Below are 12654 nucleotides of genomic sequence, written 5' to 3'. Positions count from 1 at the left end.
GTCCGCCGGGCGCTACGCCGCGGAACGCGCGGGGCCTAGGGCGCCTCGGCGGTGGTGACGCTGGTGGTGGTCAGGATCGTCTGCGCCACCAGCCGCGGGTCATCGATCATCGGAACGTGACCGGTGTCCGGCAGGATGGTGTACACGGCCTCGGGCAGCCGCGTCCGGGCGATCGGCCCGTGAATGTGTTCGGGAAGAACACGATCGTGTTCCGACCAGGCCACCGTGATCGGGCACGGCAACGGGTCGAACGCGGCGATCTGCTCGTCGGTGCCGAGCAGATCGGCGGTGACGGTGCATTCCAGCAGGTCGCGTAAGCAGGTCAGGGCCTGCGCCGAGCTGATGCGATCACCGTGCACGGCGATGTTGCGCAGAGCGATGCGCCGGGCCGACGCACTGCGCAGCGCCAGCGGGGCGGCAAAGCCCAGCAGCCGCCCGGTGACCGCCTCCCGGGCGATGCGGCGCGTCGCGGCCGACCGGCTTCCGTCCCCGGCTGCCCAGAACCCCGCCGGTGAGAGCGCGCAGACGGACTCCGCTCGACCGCGGCGAGCCAATTCGATCGCCATCCAGCCACCCAGCGAATTGCCCGCGACATGCACCCGGCGCAGCCCCAGCGCGTCCAGCCGCTGCTCGATGTCATCCACCAGATGCTCGACCCGCGCCGGGCGCCGCAGGGCGGGCGGCCCGCCCCGATGGCCGACGGCGGTGGGCGTGATCACCTCGTGCCGGGCGGCGAGCAAGGGGGTGACGTCGTCCCACACCCGTTCGGACATCGTGACACCGTGCAGGAGAACGAGCGGGGGCTTGCTGGGCATTGGCGTCCCTTCGAGTTCGTAGTGCGATCTCGAAGGTGGATACCACAACCTCACCTATGGTGGCAGCGGAAACCCCGACTTCTGCGAGAGTTCACCAAGTTTGCTCGCCGGAATGCTGCCGGCCGCAACGGTTCGCCCTACCACCCGCGCCGAGCCACCCCGGCCGGAAGACGCCGGATCCCGCCGACCGGCGCCGCCCTGCTTCAGGTGCGAGGCGCACCGAAGATCGGATCGGCGCAGTTCGCCCCGGCCGAGAGCAGAGGCGCGCGGCCGCGAATGCCCGTCCGCTCAGACGGCTTCCGGCCGCCAAGTGGCGACCGCCCAGATCACGACGATGTTCAACGCGATCACCAGAACCGACCATGCCGGGTAGTACGGCAACCACATGAAGTTCGCGATGATCGACAGAGCCGCCAGGCAGATCGCCACCACCCGCGCCCAGGTGGCGCCGGTCATCAAACCCAGCGCCGCGACGACCAGGAGAATGCCGACGACGATGTGGATCCAGCCCCAGGTCGTGGTGTCGAACTTGTAGACGTAGTCGGCGCCGACGACGATCAGATCGTCGTCGGCGACGGCGGAGATCCCCTCGAAGATCGACAGCACGCCGACGGTCAGCAGCAGGATCGCGGCCGCTATGGACGTACCCGCCGCGATGCCACGGCGGACGGGGTGTGGCTCCGGTTCGGTCATGTGCGTCATCGGGCGCCCCCTTTCTCGGGGAATAGTGGACAGGCGTCTTCCGAATGTCCACCAGTCCCACCGTCCGGCACTTCACCCGTTTCGGGTGACTCCGGTATTTCGCGGTCGCCCGAAATGAAAATTCCATAACGACCACACACGATCTGATCGAGCGGACTACACACCGGGTAAGTTCCGCTACCGAGGCGTGGTAGTGATCTGTCAGCACACGGCCCGGGAGGCACGGTGACCACCTCGCACGTCCCCGCTCTACGCCCTGTCCCCGCCGCGGCGCAATCCATCACCGACATACCGGCGTTGCCGTTCACCCCCATCCCCCGGTTCGATCTGCACGCCGCCGCCGACGGCGTCTCCGGCACCCGCGACGGACACGTGCTGCTGCTCTGCGCACCGGCCGGGGCCGGGAAGTCGGTACTGGTGGCCGATTGGGCCGCCCGGCACGCCGCGGGTACGTCCGACGTCGCCTGGGTGACCGTCACCGAGCAGCTCGACGACCCGACGACGCTGTGGACCGTGCTGCACGCCCGCTTCGAGATCACGAACCCGACCTGCCCGGGTCCGCCCGCCGCGCAGGCCGCGGCGCTCGCCGACACGCTGGCCGCGCGCACGACGCCGACGGTTCTCGTGCTCGACGACGCCCATCTGCTCACCGATCCGCTCGCGCTCGCCGGCATCGAGTACTTCCTGCAGCATGCCCCGCCGAACGTGACGACGGTGCTGTGTGCCCGCTTCGCTCCGCCGCTGCGCTGGCACGTGCTCGAGCTGCATTCGCGACTGACCCGGTGGGGTCGGAGTGAACTCGCCTTCACCCCGGCGCAGATCGATGCGCTGTGCCGTGACCACGGCTGCGAGCTCACCGGCGACGAACTCGCGACACTGCACGCCATGACCCGGGGCTGGGCCGCCCTCGTGCGCATCGCCGCGACCCATCTGGCCGCGAGATCCGACGACCGAGCCACTGCGCTCACCGTTCTCGCCCGCCCGGCGCGCGCGGTCGCCGATTTCCTGATGAGCGAACTCATCGAGGCGCTGCCGCCCGCGCTGCGCCGGTTCCTCACCTACACCAGCCTGCCGGTTTCCTTCACCGAGCAGCTCGCCGACGAACTCCTCGACGGTGGCGCGGGGCACTGTCTGCACGAACTCGATCGGATCGACTTCCCGATCGACTCCGACGTGCGCGACGGCGAGGTCTGGTTCTCCTGTCATCCGCTGGTGCGCGCCCACTTCCTCGCCGAAGCCCGCCGCCTCGGACCGGACCTGTGCGCGGAACTGCATCGCCGGGCGGCTCGCTGGTTGCGGTCCGCGGGGCAGCCCTCCACCGCGCTTGCGCACCAGCTCGCGGGCGCGGACCGCGATCAGCTGTGCGAATTCCTGTCCACGTGTGCGCTGCGCATGGTTCTCGACGGCAAGGGCGCGACGCTGTTCGATCAACTGGCCCGTTCGGCGCCCGCTCTGCTCGACGATCCGTTCCTGTGGCTGGTGCGCGTCGTCGACGCCCTCGTCACGGGCAGCTCCGCCGCCGCGGTGGCGTGCCTGGACACCGCCGCGGCGCGGCGCGCCGCCAAGATCTCCTTCGCCTCGCCCGAACGGCTGGACGCACTCACCCTCGCCGCGACGATCGACGTCGCGGCGACCACCGGGGCCGGCCTTCCCGGTTTCCCGGACCGCGTCTCCCCGACCGGCGATCCCGATCTCGACGCGTACGCCGAGATCCAGATCGCCACCGCCTTCGTCGCCGGTGGGGCCGTCGCTCGCGGCGAACAGCTGCTGCACTCGGCGCTCGCACTCGCCGAGCACGCGGGCCGCCCCCGCTTGGTGCTGCGTGCGCTGACCCGGCTGGCCTTCGCCGCCGACGCCGTCGACGCCGCCACCGCGATGCGCGAGCGCGCGGCGCGTGCGCTGGCGATCGCCGAGGAACACGGACTGCTGGGGACGACCGACGCCGTCCAGGCGACGTCGGTGGCCGCCTACGGCGCCTACCTGCAAGGCGAGACGCCCGAAGCGGCGCAGATCGCGTCCGTTCTCACCGAGCGGGCCGATCACGACGGATCATGCGGCCCTGCCGCCGGATGGCGCGGCCACGTCGTGGGCCGCTTGCTGGATCTCGAGCGGGCCGAGGAGCAGTCCGCGGCGGTGGATGCGCTGCGTCGCAGCCTGCTGGTCCTGCTGGAGCACAAGACGGTCCCCGCCACGACGGGCAGCCTGATCCTGCCGGTGGTGTGGGCGCTGCTGCGCGTGCACGACGCGAGGACCGCGCAACTGCTGGTCGAACGCGCCCGCGGCATCGTCGGAGAGCTTCCCGAGGTGCGGTTGGCCGATGCGGCGCTGCACGCCGCGGCCGATCGCCGCAAGGCGACCTGCGCCGTCCTCGAACCGCTGCTGGAGCGGGCCGACGACCTGCGCCCGGTCAGCGCCGTCACCGGGTGGCTGCTGTACTCCGCGGCGCAACACGAGTCCAGGGCCCCGACCAAAGCCCTCGCCGCACTGGAGAACGCGCTCGGCTCCGCCACGCCCCACCGGCTGTTGCGGCCGTTCCTCGATGTGCCCGCCGCGATGCCCTTGCTGGACAGTTACGCGGGCAGGCTCGGCCGGGCGGAGAGCTTCGCGGCGACGATCCGGCGGCACCCCGCGGCGCGCCGCAGGCCCGCCTACCCCGCTTTGACCCACACCGAGATGACCGTGCTCAAGCAATTGCCTTCCGGCCGCACCGCACAGCAGATCGCCGCGGACCTCGGCGTCTCGGTCAACACCGTCAAGACGCACCTGCGCGGTATCTACGGCAAGCTGGGCACCAATTCCCGCGTCGACGCCCTCGACCACGCGCGCCGGGGCGGGCTGCTCTGACACCGCAGCGCCGCTCGGGCCCCTTCCCGTCCCCGGGCGCGGCCTTACGCTGATGTATGGCTCTCTCACGTCGGGAACTGTTGCGAGTCGGCGCCGCGGGGTCGGCCGCGGTACTGGCGGGAACCGCGGCGGCGAGCAGTGCCCGGTTTCCGGCCCCGCGCCGGCTCGGCGATCCGTTCGCGCTGGGCGTCGCCTCCGGCGATCCCGCACCCGACGGTGTGGTGCTGTGGACGCGGCTGGCGCCGGACCCGCTGGCGCCCGACGGCCTCGGCGGCATGCCGGTGGATCCGGTCACGGTCGATTACGAAGTGGCGGACGACGAGCAGTTCCGCCGGGTGGTGGCGCGCGGGTCGGCGGTGGCCAGCCGCGCACTCGGCCACAGCGTGCATCCGGAGGTGCGCGGATTGGCGCCGGATCGCTGGTATTTCTATCGGTTCCGGGTGAGCTCGGCGGTGTCGCCGGTGGGGCGCACGCGCACCGCCCCGGCGCCCGGGCAGGCCCTGGCGCGGCTGCGCTTCGCCTTCGCCTCCTGCCAGTCGTGGAGTTCCGGCTACTACACCGCCTACGAGCACCTGAGCCGGGAAGATCTGGATCTGGTCGTGCATCTGGGCGACTACATCTACGAGCGGGCGTGGGTGCGCGGGCGGGCGGGTGTCGCGATGGGGCCGAACTTCCGCGACGAGGCCGTCGACCTGCCCGGCTACCGGCTGCGGTACGCGCTGTACAAATCGGAGCAGCCGCTGCGCGCCGCACACGCCGCGTTCCCCTGGCTGGTCACCATGGACGATCACGAGGTCGACAACAACTGGGCCGCGGACGCGCCCGGCATCGGTCTCGACATCTGGCGCGTCCCCGCCCTGTTCCGCCGCCGCCGCGCCGCCGCCTTCCAGGCCATGTACGAGCACCAGCCACTGCGCCTGGCGCAGCTGCCGTCCGCCGCGGGCATCCGGCTGCATCGCCGCTTCCGGTTCGGCGATCTGGCCGAGATCACCATGCTCGACACCCGCCAATACCGCACACCGCAGGCATGCGGCGGCGCCGTGGTCGACGGCTGCACCGATCGATTCTCCTCCGGCCGCACCATTCTCGGTGCGCAGCAACGGGATTGGCTGATCGACGGCCTGACCCACTCCCCCGCGCGCTGGCAGGTCCTCGGCAACCAGGTGGGTATGAGCCAGAACGATTCCGACCCGGGCCCTCGGGTCAGCGTCTCCACCGACGCCTGGGACGGCTACGTCGCCGACCGCAACGCCGTACTGGACGCCGCGGCGACCCGCGGCGCCGCGAACCTGGTGGTGATCACCGGCGACCGACACGAGAACCAGGCCGCCGACCTGCGGCGCGACTACTCCGATCCCGGATCACCGGTCGTGGCGGCGGAATTCACCGGCACCTCGATCACCAGCAACGGCGACGGAACCGATCTGAGCGACAAAGGCCGCCGGCTGCTCGCGGCGAACCCGGACGTCAAGTTCTTCAACGCCCAACGCGGCTATGTCCGGGTCGAACTCGATCACAAGATATGGCGCAACGACTTTCGCGTCGTTCCCTACGTCCGCCATCCCGGCGCGCCCATCCACACCCGAGCCGGTTATGTCGTCCAGGACGGCATTCCGGGGGTCGTCGAGGCGTGGAGTCCCGGCCATCCACCTGCGCCGGCGCCCGCATCCGACGCCGCCGGTCAGGCAGGCGCCGACCGCGGTCACCGTTGACGAGGTCGCCCCGGCAGCCGAAAGCGCTCAGGCGCTCGCGGGCTCCGAACGCAGGACCAGCACGGTGATCTCACTCGGGGCGAACACCCGCAGCTGCGGCCCCCAGAAGCCCGTCCCCCGGCTGGTATAGAGCTGCGTGCGCTCGCCGTGGCGGCTCAGCCCGGCGACCACGGGCTGATCGAGGCGAACGAGATAGTGGAACGGCCAGATCTGGCCACCATGGGTGTGACCGGAGATCTGCAGCGCCACACCCGCCGCCGCGGCCTCCGCGATCTGCTTGGGCTGGTGGGCGAGCAGCACGACCGGCGCGTCCGGGTCCGCTCCCGCGAGCGCGGCGGGCAGGTCGGGACCGTGCCCGGGCAAGGCGATGCCGGTGGGATCATCGATGCCCGCGATCACCAGCCGATCGTCGCCGCGGCGCACGATCTCGTGCCGGTTGTGCAGCGGTTGCCAGCCGAGCGAGGTCATGTGGTCGATCCAGCCCTGGGCGTCACCGAAGTACTCGTGATTGCCGGTGATGTAGAACCGGCCGAGTTCGGCCTCGACCTTGCCGAGCGGGTCCACCTGCGCGTGGCGCTTCGCCACCGATCCGTCCGCGAGGTCGCCCGCGTGACAGGCGATGTCGGGCCGCTGCGCGTTGACCACCTCGACCACCCGTTCCGACCAGCGCAGCCGGTCGAGCGCGGCGTAATGGGTGTCGGTCACCACGACCATGCGCAGTCCGTCCAGCGCGGGGCCCAGCCCCGGAATGGACACTTCCACGGTACGCACCCGCGGTACCCGGCGCGCCTCGACCACACCCCACACCACCAGCACCGTCGCGGCCGCGAGCACACCCACCGCGACGATCCGGGAACGAGCCGGGTCGGCCACCCCCGCGACGGTCAGTCCGGCCCGCGCGAGATTGCCCAGCACCGACCAGCTGAACAGCACCCACATCACGCCGAGCAACGTGTCGCCGACGATCGAGGCCGCATCCGACTGCGCCGGTCCGTGACCGAGGAACATCGACGCGGGCAAGCCGACGAATCCGAGCAGGAACAGCGCGGAACCCAGCCAGAACAGCGGGCCGGATTCCGCGGTGGGTGCGGCTACCAGCGTCCACCAGGGCAGCAGGAACAGCACGGCGGGAATCGCCAGGAACAACAACAGGCGGGGCACATACTTCAAGAGGGTTCGTCCTCGGGCGCGGGTGTAGCGCGCGGTCCCTCTCCGGCGCCATGGGCGTTTCCGACGATAGCAGCGGTCACGCCACACCGAGCCGGTCGGCGGCGACGGCGAGATCCTTGTCACCACGGCCGGACAGGCACAGCACGATCAGCGAGTCCGCGGGAATCTCGCCGCGCGCCGCCATCTCCATCAGATAGCCGACGGCGTGAGCGGATTCGAGTGCGGCGAGGATCCCTTCGGTGTGGCTGAGTGCTTGCATGCCGCGTAGGGCGACCGCGTCGGTGGCGGCCCGGTAGAGCACCCGGCCGCTGTCCTTCAGGTGACTGAGTTCGGGACCGACGCCCGGATAGTCCAGTCCGGCGGCGATGCTGTGGGTGCGCGCGATCTGGCCGTCCTCGTCCTGCAACAGATAGCTGTATGAGCCGTCGATCTCACCCGGGCTGCCCATGCAGAGGGTCGCGGCGTGCTCGCCGGTCTCCACCCCGAGCCCAGCGGCCTCCACACCGATCAACGCCACCCGCGGGTCATCGGCGAACGGATGGAACACCCCGATGGCGTTGCTGCCGCCGCCCACACAGGCCAGCACGTAATCCGGCATCCTGCCCTCGGCGCGTGCGATCTGGTACCTGGTCTCCGTCCCGATCACCGTCTGGAAATCACGCACGATCCGCGGATACGGCGCGGGCCCCGCCGCGGTGCCGAACAGGTAGTGGGTGGTGTCCACATCGGCCACCCAATCGCGGACCGACTCGCTGATCGCCTCCTTCAGCCGCCGCGAACCGCTGTCCACCGGCCGGACTTCGGCGCCGAGCAGCTTCATCCGCATCACGTTCGACGCCTGGCGCCGCATGTCTTCGGTGCCCATATAGACCACGCAGGTCAATCCGAGCATCGCCGACACCGTGGCCACCGCGACGCCGTGCTGGCCCGCGCCGGTCTCGGCGACGATCCGCTTCTTGCCCATCCGCCGGGCCAGCAACGCCTGCCCGAGCGCGTTGTTGATCTTGTGGGCGCCGGTGTGGGCCATGTCCTCGCGCTTGAGATACACCCGCGCGCCCGGCACACCCAGCAACTCCCCGAACCGCGGGACCCGGTGCAGCAACGTGGGCCTTCCGACCCGGTCGCGCAACAGTTCCCGGTATTCGGCGACGAAACCCGGGTCGGCGCAGGCAAGGCGGTAGGCGTCCTCCAAGGCCAGGAGCGCGGCCATCAGGCCCTCGGGAACGAATCTGCCGCCGAACACGCCGAACCGCCCGCGTTCGTCGGGAAACATCTCGTGGCGGGATCCGCTCACCGCCACGTCGTGGTCAATCCTCATCAACACCAACGCTTTCACCGCCCAAAGAGCCGACGGGTCAGTCTGTTCCGCTAGCGCTAGCACGACCCGACGGGTCGGCAACAAGCGAGTTAACAGACTAAATCGTTCGGATGGCTAAGGTGTTCTCACTGGTGGAGGCGATCGATCCGGCCGGGCGCCTCGCCCTGGCTACCGGTCGGCAGGCACCGTGGCGGAGACCTGGGCGACCAGCCGCCACGGTCGCTCGGTATCGGTGGTGGCCTTGCCGCTGGTGAGGATCGCACCGGACAGCCCGCGAGCCGGGTCGGCCCAGCCGTACTGGGTGGTCAATCCGCTACGCCCGAAATGCGATCCGGTGTCGCGGCCGAATTTCGACCTGCGCCCACCGAGTTCGAAGCCGGCTCGGCTGACGCGTCCGGCGACACCGGGTATCCAGCGCGCCGGGCGCACCGCCTCCTCCAGCGTCTCCGTCCGGATGATGCGGCGGCCGTCGGGTGCGCCGTGGACGAGAATCTCGTAGAACCGCGACAACTCGGACGCGGTGGTGATCAGATTCCCCGAGGGCAACTCGGCGGTGAGGAACGCGTCGGTCGCGGCGCGCGACGCGCGGTCCATCCGCCCGCCGACCGCCTTGCGCGCCAGATAGCTCGCCGTCCGAGAGGGAGCCGGACCGGTTTTCACGCTCGGCACGACCTTGCCGAGGTCCTCGGGTCGCACGCCGAAGTTGGTCCAGCGGAATCCGAACGGCTCGAGCACCTGCTCGGCGAGATGCTCGCGCATCCGCTTGCCGGTCGCGCGCCGCACCAGCAGGCGCAGCACCAATCCCAGGGTGAGCGCGTGGTACACCCGGAAACGTCCCGGCTTCCAGCTCGGGACCAGGTCGGCCAGCGCGCGCACGGCCAATTCCTCGTCGAGTACCAGGTCGACGCCCTGATACGGAGCCGGGACGAAAGGGATCCCGGCGGAATGCGAGAGCACCTCACCGATCGTGATGGCGGCCTTGCCGTTCGCCGCGAACTCCGGGATGTAGCCGGACACCGGATCGTCGAGGGCGAAAGCACCCTGCTCGACGAGCATGAACATCAGCGCACCGGCCACGCCCTTCGCGGTCGAGAAGCCGCAGAACGGCGTGTCGGGAGTGGCCGGGACGCGCACCGCCTCCGGCCCGTCGCCCGGCGCGTTGCCCCAGCCGTGGCCGATGGCGCGGTTCAGGGCGATCTTGCCGTCGCGGCGCAAGCAGACCTGGATCGCGGGCGTGGTGCCCAGGCGGTACCACGCCTGCACCGACTCCCACAGGGACTCCACGTCGGCGCGGCCGAGGCCGATCGCCGCGGGATCGTCTTCCGGACCTCGGGTCGTGACGGTCTCCAGGTCGTCGACGATAGCGACCGAGCCGGCCGTTGGTGCGCTCACCCGGCCAGCTTATCCACCGTCGGCGGGAGCCGCCGGTGCCCGGCGCGGCTCACGCGGCGCCGCTTGCCACCACTGGTCGAAGAGGTCGTCGACAGTGTGGTGATCCCAGGACACGTCGATGCCGGTGCAGCGCGCCCTGATATCCGGCCCCCAAGGGCGTCTCAGGGGAGATGTATCAGCGACCGTGCAGCCAGCTCTCCTTCAATTTCCAGTGGTTGTCCCACCACGCCTGCACGGTGGCCTGGTCGGCGTTCCAGGGAGGCGGCGGGGCCTCGCCCGGGAAGAGATAGGTGTCGTCGGGCGCGGCGGCGGTGGCCGGCGCCGGAACGGCCGGTTCGCGCGATTGCGTCGGGGTGGGATTGCGCGGATGCGGCGGCGGTTGCTGCTCCGCGGGCGGTGGCACGGGAGGCGGGATCGGCGGGATGGGCACCTGAGCCTCCGCCGCCGGGTGCGGCGGAGGTGGCGGTGGGATCGGCGGTTCGGGATACGGCTCGGGAGTGGATGCCGGTTCCGGCAACACGGCCACCGGGGCTTGCTCGGCCGCGGGCGCCGGGGCCACCGCGGCCGGATTCGGTTCGGCGAGCTGAGCGGCGGGAACGGGCGCCTGCGCGGGCGCACCGATCGCGGCATCGGCCGGGCGGTCCCCGCGCGCCTGCACGACGGCGACCGCCGCTCCACCCAGTAAGGCGGCCGCGGCCGCTCCGGCCAGGATCACACGGCCGCCATGCCGGCGACCGGCCGCCGCCGGTGCCACCGGTCCGCTCCGGAACGGAGCGGCCGCGACCAACGCCGCGCCGTAAGCCGCGGCGTTGGCATGGTCGGGCGCCGCCATGACGGGTACGTCGAGCGCGAGCCGCACCGCGGCGACCACGTCCGGGTCGCCCGCCGACGAGCCGCACACGACCACGGCGTCGGGCAGCAGCCCATCCGCCGCTACCGCGGAGCGGATTCGATCGATCGCCAGGCCGGCGGTATCGGCGTCGACGACACCGGACGACCACCCGCCGCAGCTGAGAATTCCGTTACGTTCCGGACCGGTCACGAGATAGGACGTGTGGTAGCCGACGAACTCGAGCACCAGCACGGTGCCGTACTGCGCCAGGCCGGGGATGTCCTCGATCATCGCCAGCAGCGCTGCCTTCGCCGATACGAGCGACGACGATCGCCACGATGCCGATGACAGTTGCGACACGATTGCTCGCCGCTCGGCCACGGTTCGATACGCCACGGCGACGTCATCGATTTCGGTGCCGGCCTCGGCCTCTGCCGTCAACGCCTCGAGTGTGGCGGCCACCGATGCTGCGGTCGAGTGCTCGACCGGCTGCTCGATCGCCCGCAGCACGTCCGGCCTGGTGCCTCGTTGCGCCGTGGACGAGAGCATCACCCCGCGTACCACGGCCTGTTCTGCTGATATTCCGACTGTGGCCCTCATGGGATCACCTCTGCTCGACCGGTCTCGGACGGGGTTCGGCACGGCGGTCGCCGACGATCGGCCCGGGTTCTGATCCGGGCCACACGCTCGCCGAACGTCCGCCGCACGAGATGACGCCCTCGGAGACCACGACGGCAAGCCCTGACCGGTAGGCGCGGGCGTGCCCGGAGGTGGATGGCCTCCTCGGCGCCGCTGGCAGATGCCACGCGATAGCTACCGATCAGAATACGTCCGTTCGCGCGGTCCGGATATGGCTTCGAGGCAGCGTGGCGCCCGATATGGGCACAATCGTGACGAAATCATTCGACGCCCTTTCCGGGACGATCCCCACGCGACGGCGAGGTCCCTGTGCCTCCGCCCGACGACCCGCGAGAACTACGGCGGGGTCAGGCCGGGTGGCATCGCACGCAGATGTTTGCGAACGGTCGCGGCACAGCCCGCCCCGGACCAACGCCTCTTCGCCCCTGCGACCGGAGCCGCGGTCCACCGTGGATGGACATGTAGCGGGACGCGGAGCACGCGCCCGAATGCGAGAACCCGCGGTTACCGGCGGGGACGGAGTCAGCCCGCCGGTGGGGGCGGGGGCGGGCCCGGAAGAGGAATGACGATGCCGAACGGCAGGGTGATCCCGGGCGGGGGTGTCGGTGTGGGTTCGGCGGCGGGCACCGGCTCGGGCTCGAGTTCCGGCGCGGGCGGTGTGGTGACGGCCGGTTCGGGGTGGCGCGGTCCGGTGTTCGGCTCCGGGGCGACAGGTGCGGGGCCGATGGCGGCCTCGGTCTCGGGTTGCGTGCACTCGGCGGCGCGGGCGTCGGCGGGTCCGGCGTCGGCGGCCAGGTTGCCGTCCGCTTCGGGGCTGTTCGCGCCGGGGTTCGGTAGCTGTCCGGGCGCCGCGCCGTACGGTTGCCCGGGCGCGAGCGGGGTGCGCGCCATGCCGGGCTGCCCCGGTTGCGGCATCGGCGCGGGAACAGGTTGCGCGACGCACGGATTCACCGGGGGCGGCGGCGGGCAGAAGATGCCGCACGGAATGGGCGGTAGACCGGGAAGCGTGATCATCACCTGCGTCGGCGCCTGCTGCCGCGGCGCGGGCACGGGCGCCCGCGGCGACTCGACGGGTGCGGGCACCGCCGTGGTCACCGCAGTCATCGGGGAACCGGGATCCACCGGGGCTGCCGCACCCGGCGGTATCAGGTCCGGCGAGATACGCACCTGCGTAGGCGAACCCCCGGTCCGATACGCCGCCGCCCAACTCAGCACATTCGCCGCATACGC

At 71.0% G+C, this 12654-nt stretch carries 8 protein-coding genes and 1 pseudogene; 2 read left to right on the top strand and 7 right to left on the bottom strand.

The window, feature by feature from the left end; genetic code table 11:
- Positions 1-35: 35 nt before the first annotated feature.
- Both ABZ803_RS29120 and ABZ803_RS29115 read right to left on the bottom strand, forming a co-directional pair.
- On the bottom strand, positions 36-815 hold the full coding sequence (locus tag ABZ803_RS29120; protein WP_357044139.1) for an alpha/beta hydrolase: 780 nt from the start codon (positions 813-815) through the stop codon (positions 36-38).
- A 288-nt stretch (positions 816-1103) separates the two neighbouring features.
- Complete coding sequence (locus ABZ803_RS29115; RefSeq protein WP_357044137.1) at positions 1104-1517, bottom strand: hypothetical protein; 414 nt, start codon at positions 1515-1517, stop codon at positions 1104-1106.
- A gap of 225 nt (positions 1518-1742) precedes the next feature.
- On the opposite strand from ABZ803_RS29115, the gene ABZ803_RS29110 reads away from it, so the two are divergent.
- Both ABZ803_RS29110 and ABZ803_RS29105 read left to right on the top strand, forming a co-directional pair.
- The gene (locus ABZ803_RS29110; protein ID WP_357044135.1) at positions 1743-4361 is read left to right on the top strand and encodes a LuxR C-terminal-related transcriptional regulator; all 2619 of its coding nucleotides are present in this window, start codon (positions 1743-1745) and stop codon (positions 4359-4361) included.
- A gap of 56 nt (positions 4362-4417) precedes the next feature.
- Positions 4418-6073 (top strand): alkaline phosphatase D family protein, encoded by a 1656-nt coding sequence (locus ABZ803_RS29105; RefSeq protein WP_357044133.1) that lies wholly within the window; start codon positions 4418-4420, stop codon positions 6071-6073.
- Between the two features lie 27 nt (positions 6074-6100).
- Here ABZ803_RS29105 and ABZ803_RS29100 read toward each other — a convergent pair whose 3' ends face one another.
- The 5 genes and pseudogenes from ABZ803_RS29100 to ABZ803_RS29080 all read right to left on the bottom strand — a co-directional run.
- A complete protein-coding gene (locus tag ABZ803_RS29100) occupies positions 6101-7243 on the bottom strand; it encodes a metallophosphoesterase (RefSeq protein ID WP_357044131.1) in 1143 nt (380 codons plus the stop codon).
- Between the two features lie 76 nt (positions 7244-7319).
- A complete protein-coding gene (trpB, locus tag ABZ803_RS29095; protein WP_357044129.1) occupies positions 7320-8561 on the bottom strand; it encodes a tryptophan synthase subunit beta in 1242 nt (413 codons plus the stop codon).
- Positions 8562-8729: 168 nt separating this feature from the next.
- Positions 8730-9953 (bottom strand): serine hydrolase, encoded by a 1224-nt coding sequence (locus tag ABZ803_RS29090; RefSeq protein ID WP_357044127.1) that lies wholly within the window; start codon positions 9951-9953, stop codon positions 8730-8732.
- 175 nt (positions 9954-10128) lie between these two features.
- Positions 10129-11385, bottom strand: a complete 1257-nt coding sequence (locus ABZ803_RS29085; RefSeq protein ID WP_357044125.1) for a hypothetical protein — start codon at positions 11383-11385, stop codon at positions 10129-10131.
- A gap of 561 nt (positions 11386-11946) precedes the next feature.
- Positions 11947-12654, bottom strand: a pseudogene (locus ABZ803_RS29080) (lytic transglycosylase); the annotation flags it as partial.

Source organism: Nocardia sp. NPDC047648 (assembly GCF_040642815.1).
GTDB lineage: Bacteria > Actinomycetota > Actinomycetes > Mycobacteriales > Mycobacteriaceae > Nocardia > Nocardia gamkensis.
This window is presented reverse-complemented; position numbering and strand designations above follow the sequence as displayed.

Coding starts and splice junctions, on each gene's coding strand:
- ABZ803_RS29105 (WP_357044133.1), top strand. CDS start 4,418: ATGGCTCTCTCACGTCGGGAACTGTTGCGAGTCGGCGCCGCGGGGTCG.
- ABZ803_RS29120 (WP_357044139.1), bottom strand. CDS start 815: ATGCCCAGCAAGCCCCCGCTCGTTCTCCTGCACGGTGTCACGATGTCC.
- trpB (WP_357044129.1), bottom strand. CDS start 8,561: ATGAGGATTGACCACGACGTGGCGGTGAGCGGATCCCGCCACGAGATG.
- ABZ803_RS29115 (WP_357044137.1), bottom strand. CDS start 1,517: ATGACGCACATGACCGAACCGGAGCCACACCCCGTCCGCCGTGGCATC.
- ABZ803_RS29085 (WP_357044125.1), bottom strand. CDS start 11,385: ATGAGGGCCACAGTCGGAATATCAGCAGAACAGGCCGTGGTACGCGGG.